At 46.9% G+C, this 17,637-nt stretch carries 6 protein-coding genes; all 6 read left to right on the top strand.

Translation table 11 applies throughout. The features are described 5' to 3' along the window. Positions 1 to 254: 254 nt before the first annotated feature. The 6 genes from ACKTRM_RS09250 to bamA all read left to right on the top strand — a co-directional run bounded on the left by ACKTRM_RS09250 (position 255) and on the right by bamA (position 17,625). Positions 255 to 1,691: a GntP family permease gene (locus tag ACKTRM_RS09250; protein ID WP_012117683.1), complete on the top strand. Its 1,437-nt coding sequence runs from the start codon at positions 255 to 257 to the stop codon at positions 1,689 to 1,691. 24 nt (positions 1,692 to 1,715) lie between these two features. Beyond that, the gene (locus tag ACKTRM_RS09245) at positions 1,716 to 2,417 is read left to right on the top strand and encodes a CoA transferase subunit A (RefSeq protein WP_007410135.1); all 702 of its coding nucleotides are present in this window, start codon (positions 1,716 to 1,718) and stop codon (positions 2,415 to 2,417) included. 17 nt (positions 2,418 to 2,434) lie between these two features. Beyond that, positions 2,435 to 3,097, top strand: a complete 663-nt coding sequence (locus ACKTRM_RS09240) for a CoA transferase subunit B (protein ID WP_012117682.1) — start codon at positions 2,435 to 2,437, stop codon at positions 3,095 to 3,097. 12 nt (positions 3,098 to 3,109) lie between these two features. After that, positions 3,110 to 3,895: a 3-hydroxybutyrate dehydrogenase gene (locus tag ACKTRM_RS09235; RefSeq protein ID WP_012117681.1), complete on the top strand. Its 786-nt coding sequence runs from the start codon at positions 3,110 to 3,112 to the stop codon at positions 3,893 to 3,895. 559 nt (positions 3,896 to 4,454) lie between these two features. Then, on the top strand, positions 4,455 to 5,657 hold the full coding sequence (gene bamD / locus ACKTRM_RS09230; RefSeq protein WP_012117680.1) for a bacillomycin D biosynthesis malonyl-CoA transacylase BamD: 1,203 nt from the start codon (positions 4,455 to 4,457) through the stop codon (positions 5,655 to 5,657). Between the two features lie 19 nt (positions 5,658 to 5,676). Further along, on the top strand, positions 5,677 to 17,625 hold the full coding sequence (gene bamA / locus ACKTRM_RS09225) for a bacillomycin D hybrid PKS/NRPS BamA (protein ID WP_012117679.1): 11,949 nt from the start codon (positions 5,677 to 5,679) through the stop codon (positions 17,623 to 17,625). The last annotated feature ends 12 nt before the right edge of the window (positions 17,626 to 17,637 follow it).

Here is a 17,637-nt window from a genome sequence, read left to right as displayed (position 1 = left end):
ATGAAAGAAAAAAGAATACATATTTATAAAGCAAAAATCCTCTCTGATCCATCTCACTATCCCTAAAAAAACTCACTGCTCAGCCAATCAATCTAATACAGCAAGAGTCTCCCTTTCTTTCGCCAAAACGGAACATTCATCATGATGCACATTTTTTCAGCCTCAGAAACTGTGCAAAACCGGCATGTTTTTTGCTTTATTTTCTCGATTTTTTGTAAGCGCTTACTAATATTAAGCAGAAAAGAGGGGGATTTGTGGACATTGTTATTATTTTATTGGCATTAGGCATGCTGATGTTTGCGGCTTACCGGGGCTTTTCAGTCATTTTATTCGCCCCGATTTGTGCGCTGTTTGCCGTGCTCCTGACAGATCCAAGCTTCGTACTTCCTTTCTTCTCGAATATATTTATGGAGAAGATGGTAGGATTTATTAAGCTGTATTTTCCCGTATTTCTTTTAGGGGCCGTTTTTGGCAAGGTTGTTGAAATATCCGGGCTCGCCGAGTCGATTGCAAAAACAATCGTCAGACTTGTGGGAGCAAAAAGAGCCATTCTCGCCATCGTCTTAATGGGTGCGATTTTAACGTACAGCGGCGTCAGTCTCTTCGTAGCGGTGTTTGCCATTTATCCGTTTGCTAAAAACCTATTTATTAAAGCTGATATTCCCAAGCGTCTGATACCCGGTACGATTGCATTGGGCGCCTTTACATTTACAATGGATGCGCTTCCCGGCACACCGCAAATTCAAAATGTCATTCCGACCGCTTTTTTTAAAACAAACATTTATGCCGCTCCCTGGCTCGGACTGATTGGTGCAGCATTTGTGCTTACGGCCGGAATGATTTATTTAGAATCCCGGCGCAAAAAAGCGGCCAATGCCGGAGAAGGCTATGCTGGATTTCAACCTGAAGTTTCCGCTGCAGAGGAATCCTCTAGTCTGGCTAATGAAACACATACGCCTGTTTTACCGCAACCCAGCCCCGCGCGGCAAGTGCTCGCCTTTGTTCCGCTTATCCTTGTGGGAGTCATGAACAAATGCTTCACGATGTGGCTCCCGCATTGGTACCCTGACGGATTTGATTTTGCGCCGCTCGGGCTAGAAGCGTTCGGGAAGATTGACCTTTCCTCCGTCACTGCGATCTGGTCAGTAGAACTCGCACTGTTCATCGGAATCATGACAACGATTTTGTTCGATTGGAAAAAAGTCCTCTTCAATTTGAAAGAAGGACTGAATGAGGGCATCGGGGGCGCCTTGCTGGCGTCGATGAATACAGGAGCCGAATACGGATTTGGCGGCATCATTGCGGCGCTTCCCGGCTTTAAAATGGTCAGCAGCGGCATATCGCAGACGTTTACAGATCCGCTCGTCAACGGAGCGGTGACGACCACTGCGCTTGCCGGGATTACAGGATCGGCATCAGGAGGAATGGGCATCGCTTTAAGCACGATGTCAGCAGCGTATACAGAAGCAATCAATACATTCCACATCCCGCCGGAGGTCATGCACCGGGTGATCTCGATGGCCTCCGGCGGGATGGACACTCTTCCGCATAATGGCGCCGTCATTACGCTGCTCGCGGTCACCGGGTTGACCCACCGCCAATCCTACAGGGATATCTTTGCCATTACCGTCATTAAAACAGCCGCTGTGTTTGTCATCATCGCCATTTACAGTCTGACGGGCCTTGTGTAGCCAAAACAGAAAGGGGAAACGAATATGGGAAAAGGAAAAGTGATGGACTCTTATCAAGATGCTGCTGCACTGATCAAGGACGGAGACACCCTCATCGCAGGAGGCTTCGGCCTGTGCGGCATTCCGGAACAATTAATTCTCGCGATCAGGGACAGCGGCGTAAAAAACTTGACCGTTGTCAGTAATAACTGCGGTGTTGATGATTGGGGGTTAGGCCTCTTGCTTGCAAACCGGCAGATCAAAAAAATGGTCGCATCCTATGTGGGAGAAAACAAAACCTTTGAACGGCAGTTTTTAAGCGGGGAGCTGGAAGTCGAATTGGTGCCCCAAGGAACGCTCGCAGAAAGAATTCGCGCGGGAGGGGCGGGCATTCCGGCGTTTTACACACCTGCGGGCGTCGGAACATCAGTAGCCGAGGGAAAAGAACATAAGACATTTGACGGACGCACCTATCTTCTGGAGAAAGGGATTACAGGGAACGCCGCCATCGTAAAGGCCTGGAAAGCCGATCCTCTGGGCAACCTGATGTTCAGAAAGACGGCGAGAAATTTCAATCCGCTCGCTGCAATGGCAGGCAAAGTGACGATTGCAGAGGCTGAAGAAATCGTCGATGCCGGAGAGCTTGATCCGGATCAAATTCATACGCCGGGTATTTTTGTGCAGCACGTGCTGCTCGGCGGGATTCATGAAAAACGGATTGAACGCCGCACCGTCCGGCAAGCATGATAAAGGAGGCTGACAGAATGAGAGATAGCAGAAAACGAATGATCAAACGGGCTGTAAAGGAAATTAAGGACGGAATGAATGTGAACTTGGGGATAGGGATGCCGACGCTTGTAGCCAATGAGATACCGAATGATTATAACGTCCTGCTTCAGTCTGAAAACGGCTTGCTCGGGATCGGGCCTTATCCGGCGGAAGGAACGGAGGACCCCGATCTGATCAACGCGGGAAAAGAAACCATCACCGAAGTAAAGGGAGCCTCGTATTTTGACAGTGCCGAATCCTTTGCCATGATTCGCGGCGGCCACATTGATGTAGCGATCCTCGGCGGGATGGAAGTGTCCGAACGGGGAGATTTGGCGAACTGGATGATCCCCGGAAAAATGATCAAAGGAATGGGCGGCGCAATGGACCTAGTTCACGGAGCAAAACGGATTATTGTCATTATGGAGCACGTTAATAAATATGGGGAATCTAAAGTGAGAACGGAATGTACGCTGCCTTTAACCGGCAGGCAGGTGGTCGATCGGCTGATCACAGATTTGGCTGTATTCGATTTTCATGATGGCCGTATGACGCTCACCGAACTGCAGGAAGGTGTAACAATGGAGGAGGTCTTTGAGAAAACAGAAGGTCATTTTACTGTCAGCCAGTCGTTAAAAAACGGGATCAGACCAAAATGAGGAGGTGCCGTCATGCATTCATTGCTTATTGAAAAAACAGCCGTTGTAACAGGTGCAGCAGGAGGAATCGGGCTCGAAATCGCAAAAGAATTCGCCCGTGAAGGAGCAGCCGTCATCATCTCTGATGTAAACGAACAAGCGGGGAAAGAAGCGGCGGCAAAACTGACAGATGAAGGCTGTGAAGCAGTCAGCATCACATGCGATGTAACAAATGAAAAGCAAGTGGCCGACATGCTCCAGACGGTCGAGAAACAATTCGGACGTCTCGATGTCCTTGTGAATAATGCGGGCATTCAGCATGTCGCGCCCATCGAGGAATTTCCCACCGAACAGTTTGAACGGCTCATTCGTCTCATGCTGACTGCGCCATTTATCGCAATGAAGCATGCATTTCCCATTATGAAAAAACAGCAATTCGGTCGAATCATTAATATGGCGTCTGTCAACGGACTGATCGGTTTTCACGGGAAAGCGGCATATAACAGCGCCAAGCACGGCGTCATCGGTTTAACGAAAGTCGGCGCACTTGAAGGCGCGGCTGACGGCATTACCGTCAATGCGCTTTGTCCGGGATATGTGGACACTCAGCTTGTCCGCAATCAGTTAAAGGACATTTCCGCAACAAGGAATGTACCGTACGAACGGGTGCTTGAGGACGTCATCTTTCCGCTCGTTCCCCAAAAACGGCTGCTGTCAGTGAAGGAAATCGCTGATTACGCCGTATTTTTGGCCAGCGACAAAGCAAAAGGGGTCACAGGTCAGGCCGTAGTCATGGATGGCGGGTATACCGCTCAATAGTTCTTATACTTTTTAAAAAAACAGCCGCTCTGAACGGCTGTTTTTTTATGCCTGAAAACCTTGCTCACTCAATAGGCCGATTTACTGCGTCAATCGGTATCCGGGCAGGGTCATTCGCATGTTCTGCGGCGTATTTCGTCCTTGCGGATTTTCCCCATCCAGATCCATCTCTTGCGCCACATTTATAAACAAGCGCAATCAGTTTACAATCCTTCACAGATATACAAATGATTTTTTACAATAAACAGAAAATATGTAATTTCTGACACAATAATGCCAATAGCCCTAAAACATATGAAACATGAAGAGCGTGTCCGAAGTGAAGAAGAGCCGGTAACAGGCTCCACCCCGGCTTTCATCATCTCTCTTTAAGACTGATTTTCGGTGAAACCCCCATGTTTTATTTTATGAATAAATATATCTAATTCGTTTGTGAAAACGAACAATAACTCCTCCGAAAGTATTCTATACACATTTGTTATAATCATGCTAGGATGTTAGATAAAGGGATATTTTGTAGGATATTGTATCCCCTGTTCAATATGATCGGAGGAATCTCATGAACAATCTTGCCTTTTTATTTCCTGGACAAGGGTCTCAATTTGTAGGAATGGGCAAACAATTTTGGAATGATTTTGTGCTCGCAAAGAGATTGTTTGAAGAAGCGAGCGATGCGATCTCCTTGGATGTAAAAAAACTGTGTTTTAACGGAGATATGAATGAATTGACAAAGACAATGAACGCGCAGCCCGCTATTTTAACGGTCAGTGTGATTGCTTTTCAAGTGTATATGCAGGAAATAGGGGTGAAGCCCCGCTTCCTGGCAGGCCATAGCTTAGGCGAATATTCAGCGCTTGTCTGTGCCGGCGCCCTTTCTTTTCGGGATGCCGTTACACTTGTAAGGGAGCGGGGAATTCTTATGCAAAATGCAGATCCCCAGCAGCAGGGGGCGATGGCCGCCGTGACTCACCTCTCTCTTCAAACGTTGCAGGAAATATGTTCGAAAATATCGACGGAAGACTTTCCGGCAGGTGTAGCCTGCATGAATTCAGAACAGCAGCATGTGATTTCCGGACACCGGCAAGCTGTGGAACGTGTCATCAAGATGGCGGAGGAAAAGGGTGCGGCATACACTTATTTGAATGTCAGTGCGCCTTTTCACAGTTCGATGATACGATCAGCCTCCGAACAATTCCAGACTGTATTACACCAGTATTCTTTCCGGGATGCCGCATGGCCGATTATTTCAAATGTCACCGCGCGCCCTTACAGCAGCGGAAATTCGATCAGCGAACATCTCAAGCAGCACATGACGATGCCGGTTAGATGGACAGAATCGATGCATTACTTGCTTTTACATGGAGTCACAGAAGTCATCGAAATGGGTCCGAACAATGTCTTAGCCGGTCTGCTGAGAAAAACAACGAATCACATTGTACCTTATCCCTTAGGACAGACATCTGATGTTCCCCCGCTTTCCAATTCAGCGGAAAGAAAGAAACATATTGTCCATTTACGCAAAAAACAACTGAATAAATTGATGATTCAATCCGTCATAGCGCGAAATTACAACAAGGATTCAGCGGCTTATTCCAATATGACGACGCCATTATTTACGCAAATCCAAGAGCTGAAAGAGAGAATGAAAAGGCATGAAGACGTGCTTTCAGAACAAGAACTCGAACATTCGATCCATTTATGCAAATTAATTTGTGAAGCTAAACAGCTTCCGGCTTGGGAAGAATTGCGGATTTTAAAATAAAGCGCCCAGGAGGGGACCTATGTATACCAGTCAATTCCAAACCTTAGTAGACGTCATTCGGGAAAGAAGCAATATCTCTGATCGCGGGATCCGTTTTATCGAATCCGATAAAAACGAGACGGTTGTCTCTTATCGCCAATTGTTTGAAGAGGCGCAAGGGTATCTTGGCTATTTACAGCATCTCGGCATTAAGCCGAAGCAGGAAATTGTATTTCAAATCCAAGAAAACAAATCATTTGTCGTTGCTTTTTGGGCTTGTATATTAGGAGGAATGATCCCGGTTCCGGTCAGTATCGGAGAAGATGATGACCATAAACTGAAGGTCTGGCGCATTTGGAATATATTAAATCATCCGTTTCTGATTGCCTCTGAAAAAGTATTGGACAAAATAAAGAAATACGCTGCAGAACACGATTTACAGGATTTCCATCATCAATTAAACGAAAAATCTGACGTCATTCAAGATCAAATCTACGATTACCCCGCTTCGTTTTATGAACCTGATGCGGATGAACTCGCCTTTATCCAATTTTCTTCCGGATCGACAGGAGATCCAAAAGGAGTCATGTTAACGCATCACAACTTAATACATAACACGTGCGCCATTGGGAATGCCCTACACGTTCATTCGAAAGACTCTTTCTTATCATGGATGCCTTTAACGCATGATATGGGGCTCATCGCCTGCCACCTTGTTCCCTTCATAACCGGAATCAATCAAAATCTAATGCCTACAGAGTTATTTATTCGCAGACCTATTCTTTGGATGAAAAAAGCTCATGAACACAAAGCCAGTATTCTATCATCTCCTAATTTCGGGTACAACTATTTCCTTAAATTTCTGAAAAACGAACCAGACTGGGATTTATCCCACATCAAGGTCATCGCAAACGGTGCAGAACCGATATTACCGGAGCTGTGTGACGAATTTTTGAAAAGATGCGCAGCATTCAATCTGAAAAGATCCGCCATTTTGAATGTTTACGGTTTAGCGGAAGCTTCGGTTGGCGCAGCGTTCTCTAAAATAGGTAAAGAATTCGTTCCCGTTTATTTGCATCGTGACTATTTAAATCTTGGTGAAAGAGCTGTAAAAGTCAGCAAAGAGGACCAAAATTGCGCTTCATTCGTCGAGGTGGGACAACCTATTGACTATTGTCAGCTTCGGATCTCCGATGAAACAAATGAAAGAGTAGAAGACGGAATCATCGGCCATATCCACATCAAAGGAGACAATGTGACGCAAGGGTATTATAACAACCCAGAGAGTACGGAAAAAGCGCTGACTTCTGACGGCTGGGTAAAAACGGGAGACCTCGGATTCATTAGTGAAAGTGGTAACTTAGTCGTAACCGGAAGAGAAAAGGACATTATTTTCGTGAACGGAAAAAATATCTACCCGCACGATATTGAACGGGTCGCGATTGAAATGGAAGAGGTTGACTTAGGAAGGGTTGCCGCCTGCGGTGTATATGATCAAAAGACACAAAGCGGAGAAATCGTGCTCTTTGTTGTTTACAAAAAATCACCTGAAAAATTCGCACCGCTTGTCAAAGAGATAAAAAAGCATTTGTACAAGCGGGGCGGCTGGAGCATAAAAGAAGTCCTTCCGATCCGAAAACTCCCTAAAACAACCAGCGGAAAGGTTAAACGCTACGAACTTGCCAGACAGTATGAGGCAGGGAATTTTTCAACAGAGTCTGCCGCTATCAATGAATGTTTGGAGAGCAGCCCGGAAACATCCGGACAGACACCCATTCATGAGATAGAAACGGAATTGCTGTCTATCTTTTCCGAAGTGCTCAACGGGAAAAAGGTTCACCTCGCTGACAGTTATTTTGATATGGGAGCAAATTCATTACAGTTATCGCAGATTGCCGAGCGCATAGAACAGAAATTCGGATGCGAGCTTGCCGTTTCAGATCTCTTTACGTATCCTTCTATCACTGATTTAGCGGCATATCTGTCTGAAAGCCGGGCTGAAATCAAACAGGACGCGGCAGCGAAACCAAGCCATGTGACACCGAAAGATATCGCCATTATCGGGATGTCGCTCAATGTCCCGGGAGCGTCAACGAAAAGTGATTTTTGGAATCTGCTTGAAAAAGGTGAGCACAGCATTCGAGAATACCCCGAATCCCGGCTGAAAGATGCGGCGGATTATTTAAAGTCCATCCAAAGCGAGTTCAATGAGAGTCAGTTTGTGAAGGGCGGCTATTTAGATGAAATCGACCGCTTTGATTATTCGTTCTTCGGTTTAGCTCCTAAAGCGGCTCAGTTTATGGACCCTAACCAAAGACTGTTTTTGCAGTCTGCATGGCATGCGATTGAAGATGCGGGCTATGCCGGCGGCAGCATGAACGGGAGCCGTGTCGGGGTATATGCGGGGTACTCGAAGGTGGGCTACGATTATGAACGTCTCCTTTCTGCGAATTATCCGGAGGAACTTCATCAATATATCGTGGGCAATCTCCCTTCCGTGCTAGCCAGCCGAATCGCTTATTTCTTAAATTTAAAAGGGCCGGCGGTCACAGTGGATACGGCATGCTCCTCATCGCTTGCCGCCGTTCATATGGCATGCAAATCTTTAATATCCGGCGATTGTGAAATGGCTCTTGCCGGCGGTATCCGGACATCGCTCTTGCCGATCTGTATCGGGCTTGATATGGAATCTTCGGACGGGTACACGAAAACGTTCAGCAAAGATTCAGACGGCACGGGCACAGGTGAAGGCGCGGCCGCAGTCCTGCTAAAACCTTTGCAGGATGCTGTTCGCGACGGAGACCATATTTACGGCGTAATCAAGGGAAGCGCGATGAATCAAGACGGAACAACCGCCGGGATTACAGCACCGAATCCGGCAGCTCAGACTGAGGTCATTGAGACGGCTTGGAAAGACGCGGGCATTGCCCCTGAAACACTGTCTTTCATCGAAGCGCATGGCACCGGAACGAAGCTCGGTGATCCGGTTGAATTTAACGGACTTTGTAAAGCGTTTGAAAAGTATACGGCAAAAAAACAATTTTGTGCGATTGGTTCTGTTAAATCGAACATCGGTCATTTGTTTGAAGCGGCAGGCATCGTCGGGCTGATCAAATCTGTCCTCATGCTGAATCACAAGAAAAATCCGCCGTTAGCGCACTTTAATGAACCTAATCCGCTCATTCATTTTCACTCATCACCATTTTATGTGAATCAGGAAGCTGCGGAGTTCACATCCGGTGATGAGCCGCTGCGAGGCGGAGTCAGCTCATTTGGCTTTAGCGGAACGAACGCTCATGTGGTATTGGAAGAATATATTTCTCAAAGTGAGTATGCGCCCGAGGATGAACATGGGCCGCACCTATTTGTTTTATCCGCTCATACTGAAAAATCACTCTATGAACTCGCACAGCAGTACCGGCAATATGTATCGGATGACAGCCAAGCCTCATTAAAGTCCATTTGCTATACAGCCAGTACGGGCAGGGCTCATTTGGATCATGGCATTGCCATGATTGTATCCGGTAAACAAGAACTATCGGATAAGCTGACCCGCCTGATTCAGGGAGACAGAAACCTTCCCGGTGTATACATCGGTTACAAGAATATGAAGGAAATGCTGCCTGCTCATAAAGAAGAGCTGAATCAACAAGCAGCCGCTCTGATTAAGCAGCGTTTACGTACGCAAGATGAACGGATCACATGGCTGAATCGCGCAGCCGAATTATTTGTGCAAGGAGCCGTTATCGATTGGCGCGCGCTTTATTCCGGTGAAACTGTACAAAAGACGCCATTGCCCCTGTATCCGTTTGAACGGAGCCGATGCTGGGCTGAAGCTGACCAATTGCGCTTAAACGAGGGCGAAAAGAAAGGAGGAGCAGCATTGAATATCAATCAATCGAAAGCGCACATTGAATCCTTCCTGAAAACTGTAATCAGCAATGCTTCAGGGATCAGAGCGGAGGAACTCGATCTGAATGCTCATTTTATCGGGCTCGGAATGGATTCTATCATGCTGTCACAGGTCAAAAAAGCCATTGCGGACGAATTTGGGGTAGACATCCCGATGGATCGTTTTTTTGATACGATGAACAACCTTCAAAGTGTCATAGATTACTTGGCTGAGACCGTTCCATCGTCCTTTGCATCCGCTCCGCCTCAAGAGAATGTTCCGGCGCAGGAAATACAGGTCATTTCAGAAGCGCAGTCTGAATCGGATCGCAGAGAAGGTCATCAAGAGCATATGCTCGAAAAAATAATCGCTTCTCAGAATCAATTAATTCAGGATACCTTGCAAGCTCAATTAAATAGCTTTAATTTGTTGAGAAACAGCGGACATCATTCCGATGAGAAAGAATACGCTAAAGCGCAAGAGAAATCAATTCCTTCTGTCAAGCAGGGGCATCCGACCGTCACTGCAGAAAAGAAAGCGGCTCAAGAAGCGAAACCCTATGTTCCTTTTCAGCCTCAGAACCTGAATGATCAGGGGCACTATACCGCACGGCAAAAACAATACTTAGAAGATTTCATCAAGAAATACGCCGATAAAACGAAAGGTTCCAAACAATATACGGACAACACCCGATTTGCTCATGCAAACAACCGCAATTTGTCCAGCTTCCGTTCGTATTGGAAGGAAATCGTATACCCGATTATCGCCGAACGTTCTGACGGTTCTAAAATGTGGGATATTGACGGAAATGAATATATCGATATCACCATGGGATTCGGGGTTAACCTGTTCGGGCATCATCCTTCCTTTATTACACAGGTTATCGATGATTCAACCCGTTCATCATTGCCTCCGCTCGGCCCGATGTCAGATGTCGCCGGTGAAGTTGCCGACCGGATCCGCACATGTACCGGAGTGGAAAGGGTCGCTTTCTATAATTCCGGAACAGAGGCCGTCATGGTTGCCCTGCGTTTGGCGCGGGCGGCAACAGGAAGAAAGAAAGTTGTGGCGTTCTCGGGATCTTATCACGGCACGTTTGACGGCGTATTAGGGGTTGCCGGCACAAAAGGCGGGGCTGCGTCTGCGAATCCGCTGGCTCCGGGCATACTGCAGAGCTTTATGGATGATTTGATTATTTTACATTACAACAATCCCGATTCGCTGGACGTGATCCGCAGTCTTGGTGATGAATTGGCAGCCGTACTGGTGGAACCGGTACAAAGCCGCAGACCGGATTTGCAGCCGCAGGCATTTTTGAAAGAATTGCGGGCGATCACGCAGCAATCCGGAACAGCTCTGATTATGGATGAAATTATTACCGGATTTCGGATCGGTCTTGGCGGCGCACAGGAATGGTTCGGCATTCAGGCTGATTTAGTGACCTACGGAAAAATCATCGGCGGCGGACAGCCGTTAGGGGTAGTTGCCGGAAAAGCTGAGTTCATGAATGCGATCGACGGGGGTACCTGGCAGTATGGGGACGATTCCTACCCGCAAGACGAGGCGAAACGCACGTTTGTGGCCGGCACCTTCAATACTCACCCGCTTACCATGAGGATGTCATTGGCCGTCCTTCGCCATTTACAAACCGAAGGAGAGCATCTGTATGAGCAGCTTAATCAAAAAACAGCCTACCTGGTCGATGAGCTGAATCGCTGCTTCGAACAAGCGCAAGTGCCTATCCGCATGGTTCGATTCGGTTCTTTATTCCGGTTTGTCTCATCGCTTGATAATGACTTGTTCTTTTACCATCTCAACTATAAAGGGGTCTATGTGTGGGAGGGACGCAACTGCTTCTTGTCTGCGGCGCATACCGCGGATGATATCGAAAATATTATTCAAGCGGTGAAAGACACGGTGGAGGATCTTCGCCGAGGCGGATTTATTCCGGAAGGCCCGGATTCCCCTGATGGCGGAGGCCGTAAAAAGTCCGGGACGCGCGAGCTTTCACCTGAACAAAAGCAGTTGGTTATGGCATCCCATTACGGGAATGAAGCTTCCGCCGCTTTAAACCAGTCCATTATGCTGAAAGTGAAGGGCGAACTGCAGTATACATCATTAAAACAAGCCGTCCGGCATATCGTTGACCGTCATGAAGCTTTACGTACGGTGATTCATCCCGATGACGAGGTACAGCAAGTGCTGGAACGGATGAATATAGATATACCTGTCATTGATTTTACCGGTCACCCGCATGAACATCGGGAGCCGGAAATCCAAAAATGGCTGACAGAAGATGCCAAGCGGCCGTTTCATTTCCATGAACAAAAGCCTTTGTTTAGAATCCATGTGCTTACATCGGCTCACAATGAACATCTGATTGTGCTCACGTTCCATCATATCATTGCCGATGGATGGTCAATCGCCGTTTTTGTTCAAGAACTGGAGAGCAACTACGCGGCAATAGTACAAGGAAAACCGATTTCACCGAAAGAGGCAGATGTTTCGTTTCGCCAATACTTAGACTGGCAGCAGGCACAGATTGACAGCGGCCATTATGAAGAAGGGGTCCGTTATTGGCGGCGTCATTTCTCTGAACCGATACAGCAGCCAATTCTGCCAAGCACAGCTTCTGTCCGTTATCCGAACGGGTATGAGGGAGACCGGTGTACCGTCAGGCTTGGACGGCCATTGAGCGAGGCTTTAAGGTCATTAAGCATTCAGATGAAAAATAGCGTATTTGTGACGATGCTGGGTGCATTTCATCTTTTTCTGCACCGGCTTACCAAACTGTCAGGCCTTGTGATTGGGGTCCCCGCAGCAGGTCAATCGCATATGAAACAGCATGATCTGATTGGAAATTGCGTCAATATGATTCCGGTGAAGAACACGTCTTCTTCAGAAAGCACTTTATCCGGTTATCTTGGCAGTATGAAAGAAAGCGTGAATCTTGCAATGCGGCACCAAGCCGTCCCGATGACACTGGTGGCCAGAGAGCTTCCGCACGATCAAGTGCCGGATATGCGTATTATCTTTAATTTAGACAGGCCTTTTCGAAAGCTGCATTTCGGAAAGGCGGAGGCGGAGCCCGTTGCATACCCGGTAAAATGCACCCTGTACGATTTATTTCTGAACATAACAGACGCGCATCAAGAATATGTTCTTGATTTCGACTTTAATACGAACGTCATCAGTCCGGAAATCATGAAAAAGTGGGGAACGGGTTTTACAAAATTGCTGCAAAAAATGGTTGAGGGAGATTCAATCCCTCTTAACGCCATGATGATGTTTTCCGATGAAGAACAGCATGATTTACAAGCACTTTACGCCGAACACCAGAAGCGGATCTCTTCAATAGGAAGCAATACGGCAAATTTTACTGAAGCCTATGAGGCGCCGGTAAATGAAACGGAACGGCAGCTGGCGCGGATTTGGGAGGAACTTTTCGGCCTTGAACGGGTTGGCAGATCAGATCGCTTCCTGGCTCTGGGGGGAAACTCACTCCAGGCAACGCTTATGCTTTCCAAAGTTCAGAAGACATTTCATCAAAAGGTTTCCATCGGACAATTTTTCAATCACCAGACTGTTAAGGAATTAGCAGGTTTCATTCAGAACGAAACGAAAGTCGTGCACCTCCCGATGAAGGCTGCCGAGAAAAAAGCGTATTACCCGACATCGCCGGCACAGCAAAGAGTATATTTCCTGCACCAACTGGAACCGGATCAGCTGGCGCAAAATATGTTCGGCCACATATCAATAACAGGGAAGTACGATGAGCAGGCCCTGATCTCATCTCTTCAACAAGTGATGCAGCGGCACGAAGCGTTTCGCACGTATTTCGACATTATAGATGGCGATATCGTTCAGAAACTTGAGAACGAAGTTGATTTTAACGTTCATGTCCGGACAATGAGCCGGGACGAATTTGATGCCTATTCAGACCGGTTTGTAAAACCGTTCCGCCTTGATCAAGCTCCGTTAGTTCGTGCGGAGCTGATCAAGATTGAAAACGAGCAGGCCGAACTGCTCATCGATATGCATCATATCATTTCGGACGGTTATTCCGTCAACATCCTTACAAATGAATTGCTGGCTTTATATCATCAGAAACCATTACCGGACATTGAATTTGAATATAAAGATTTCGCAGAATGGCAAAACCAACGGCTGAATGACGATGCCATGAAGCGGCAGGAGACATATTGGCTGGAACAATTTCAAGACGAAATTCCCATCCTTGACCTGCCGACAGACGGTTCAAAAGCGGCAGAACGGTCTTCTGAGGGACAGCGTGTGACATGCTCCTTACAGCCGGATGTCATCCGTTCGCTTCAAGACTTGGCGCAAAAGGCGGAAACGACTCTCTATACAGTGCTTCTGGCCGCCTATAATGTGCTGCTTCATAAATATACGGGACAAGAAGACATTGTCGTTGGCACGCCTGCATCAGGAAGAAATCATCCGGATATCGAAAAGATCATCGGTATTTTCATACAAACCATCGGAATCCGGACGAAGCCGCACGCCAATAGAACGTTTACGGATTATCTGGAAGAAGTAAAGCGGCAGACGCTTGACGCTTTCGAAAACCAAGACTATCCATTCGACCGGCTTGTGGAGAAATTAAATGTGCAGCGGGAAACAACCGGAAAGTCTTTGTTTAACACGATGTTTGTGTTTCAAAACATTGAATTTCATGAAATCCGGCACAATGAATGTACATTTAAAGTGAAAGAACGAAATCCAGGAGTCTCTTTGTATGATTTGATGCTCACGATCGAAGATGCCGGTCAACAGATAGAGATGCATTTTGATTATAAACCGGGACAATTCACAAAAGACACCATTGAACAGATTACCAGACACTATACCGCCATTTTAAACAGCCTTGTTGAGCAGCCGGAGATGACATTGTCTTCCGTTCCTATGCTGTCTGAAACCGAACGGCATCAACTGCTGACGGAGTGTAATGGCACAAAGACGCCGTATCCGCATAAGGAAACGGTATATCGGTGGTTTGAAATGCAGGCTGAACAGAGTCCCGATCATGAAGCCGTTATTTTTGGCAATGAGCGGTATACGTACAGACAGCTCAATGAACGGGCGAACCGATTGGCGCGGACGTTACGGACAAAAGGCGTACAAGCGGATCAATTCGTTGCCATCATCTGCCCGCATCGGATCGAGCTGATTGTCGGAATTTTGGCTGTTCTGAAAGCCGGCGGCGCATACGTGCCCATTGATCCTGAATATCCGGAAGATCGGATCCAATATATGCTGAGAGATTCAAGAGCGGAGGTTGTGTTGACACAGCGCAGCCTGCTGGATCAATTACCGTATGATGGTGACGTTGTGCTTTTGGATGAGGAAAACTCATACCATGAGGAGCACTCGAATCTTGAATCGGACAGCGATGCGCATGATTTGGCCTACATGATCTATACGTCAGGTTCCACGGGAAATCCAAAAGGTGTACTCATTGAGCATCAGGGGCTGGCTGATTATATTTGGTGGGCGAAAGAGGTTTATGTAAGAGGTGAGAAAACCAACTTTCCATTATACTCTTCCATCTCTTTCGATCTGACTGTGACCTCGATATTTACACCGCTGGTTACGGGAAATACCATCATTGTCTTTGACGGCGAAGACAAAAGCGCTGTGCTTTCTGAGATTATGCGGGACTCAAGAATAGACATGATTAAATTGACCCCGGCACATCTGCACGTCATCAAGGAGATGAATATCGCTGGCGGCACCGCAATACGGAAAATGATTGTCGGCGGAGAAAATTTAAGCACCCGTCTGGCCAAAAGTGTCAGCGAGCAGTTTAAAGGCCGGCTGGACATTTTCAATGAATACGGACCGACGGAAGCTGTCGTCGGATGTATGATTTATCAGTTCGACGCAGAACGGGACAAGCGGGAATTTGTACCGATCGGCACTCCGGCTGCCAACACGGATATTTATGTGGCCGATGCAAGCAGAAACCTGGTTCCGATCGGGGTAATCGGCGAAATATATATCAGCGGACCGGGTGTTGCCAGAGGGTATTGGAACCGCCCGGATTTAACGGCAGAGAAATTTGTTGAAAACCCGTATGTCCCGGGAGCGAAGATGTACAAATCAGGGGATTTGGCTAAGCGATTGAAGGACGGAAATCTTGTATATATTGGGCGCGTTGATGAACAAGTCAAAATCAGGGGACACCGAATCGAGCTTGGTGAAATTGAAGCAGCGATGCATAACGCGGAAGCGGTGCAAAAAGCCGCGGTTACAGTGAAAGAAGAAGAAGACGGCTTAAAACAATTATGCGCGTATTACGTAAGCGACAAGCCTATAGCGGCTGCGCAGCTTAGGGAACAATTGTCATCGGGGCTTCCGGACTACATGGTTCCGTCCTATTTTGTCCGTCTGGAGCATATGCCGTTAACATCCAACGGGAAAATAAACCGTAAGGCACTGCCTGCACCGGAAGCGAGTCTGCAGCAGACAGCTGAATATGTTCCGCCGGGTAATGAGACGGAGTCCAAACTGACAGATTTATGGAAGGAAGTGCTCGGAATAAGCCATGCGGGGATCAAACATAATTTCTTTGATCTCGGAGGCAACTCCATTCGAGCGGCTGCCTTAGCCGCCAGAATTCACAAAGAGCTGGATGTGAATCTGTCTCTCAAAGACATATTCAAGTTTCCTACCATTGAACAATTGGCTGACAAGGCGTTACACATGGACAAAAATCGATATGTACCGATTCCGGTTGCAAAGAAAATGCCATATTATCCGGTTTCTTCAGCTCAGAGGCGGATGTATTTGTTAAGTCACACAGAAGGCGGCGAGCTGACTTACAATATGACGGGTGCCATGAATGTGGAAGGGACGATCGATCCCGAACGGTTAAACGCCGCTTTCCGAAAATTAATCGCGCGTCATGAAGCGTTGCGTACCAGCTTTGATTTATATGAAGGCGAGCCGGCACAGCGTATTCATCAGAACGTCGACTTTACGATAGAACGAATTCAAGCTAGCGAAGAAGAAGCGGAAGACCGTGTGCTTGATTTCATCAAAGCGTTTGACTTAGCCAAACCGCCGCTGATGCGGGCCGGACTGATTGAAATTGAACCTGCGCGGCACGTGCTTGTGGTGGATATGCATCATATCATTTCTGACGGCGTGTCCGTCAATATTCTGATGAAAGATTTAAGCCGAATCTACGAGGGGAACGAACCGGACCCGCTCTCTATTCAATATAAAGACTTTGCAGTTTGGCAGCAATCGGACATTCAGAAACGGAACATCAAGAACCAGGAAGCGTATTGGCTGGATCAGTTTCACGGTGATATTCCTGTACTGGATATGCCTGCGGATTATGAGCGACCTGCCATACGCGATTACGAAGGCGAATCATTTGAATTTCTTATACCCGAACACTTGAAACAGCGTTTAAGCCAAATGGAAGAAGACACAGGAGCAACACTGTATATGATTTTATTGGCATCCTATACGATTCTTTTATCCAAATACAGCGGACAAGAAGATATTATCGTAGGAACGCCGTCTGCCGGGCGGACTCATTTAGATGTAGAGCCGGTCGTGGGAATGTTCGTCAATACGTTAGTCATTCGCAATCACCCGGCGGGCCGTAAAACATTTGATGCCTACTTAAATGAAGTAAAAGAAAACATGCTGAACGCCTATAAAAATCAAGACTATCCGTTGGAAGAATTAATTCAGCATCTGCATCTTCCAAAAGATTCAAGCCGCAATCCTTTATTCGATACGATGTTTGTGCTGCAAAATCTTGATCATGCTGAATTGACTTTCGATTCCCTTCAACTCAAGCCGTATCCATTTCATCATTCGGTTGCCAAATTCGATTTGACCTTGTCGATTCAGGCGGACCGCGACAACTATTACGGACTGTTTGAATATTCGAAAAAACTGTTTAAGAAAAGCAGAATCGAGGTTTTATCAAACGACTACTTACACATCCTATCGGCGATTTTGGAACAGCCAAGCATTCTAATCGAACATATCGGATTGAGCGGCAGCAATGAGGAAGAAGAGAACGCGCTTGATTCTATTCAATTGAACTTTTAGGGAAAAGCATTA

It is taken from the genome of Bacillus sp. D7-8, from assembly GCF_052055895.1.
GTDB classification, from domain to species: domain Bacteria; phylum Bacillota; class Bacilli; order Bacillales; family Bacillaceae; genus Bacillus; species Bacillus velezensis.
This window is presented reverse-complemented; position numbering and strand designations above follow the sequence as displayed.

Bases quoted from the DNA above. Each gene is read 5' to 3' on its own strand.
- ACKTRM_RS09245 (WP_007410135.1), top strand. From the start codon at position 1,716: ATGGGAAAAGGAAAAGTGATGGACTCTTATCAAGATGCTGCTGCACTG.
- ACKTRM_RS09240 (WP_012117682.1), top strand. From the start codon at position 2,435: ATGAGAGATAGCAGAAAACGAATGATCAAACGGGCTGTAAAGGAAATT.
- ACKTRM_RS09235 (WP_012117681.1), top strand. From the start codon at position 3,110: ATGCATTCATTGCTTATTGAAAAAACAGCCGTTGTAACAGGTGCAGCA.
- bamD (WP_012117680.1), top strand. From the start codon at position 4,455: ATGAACAATCTTGCCTTTTTATTTCCTGGACAAGGGTCTCAATTTGTA.
- bamA (WP_012117679.1), top strand. From the start codon at position 5,677: ATGTATACCAGTCAATTCCAAACCTTAGTAGACGTCATTCGGGAAAGA.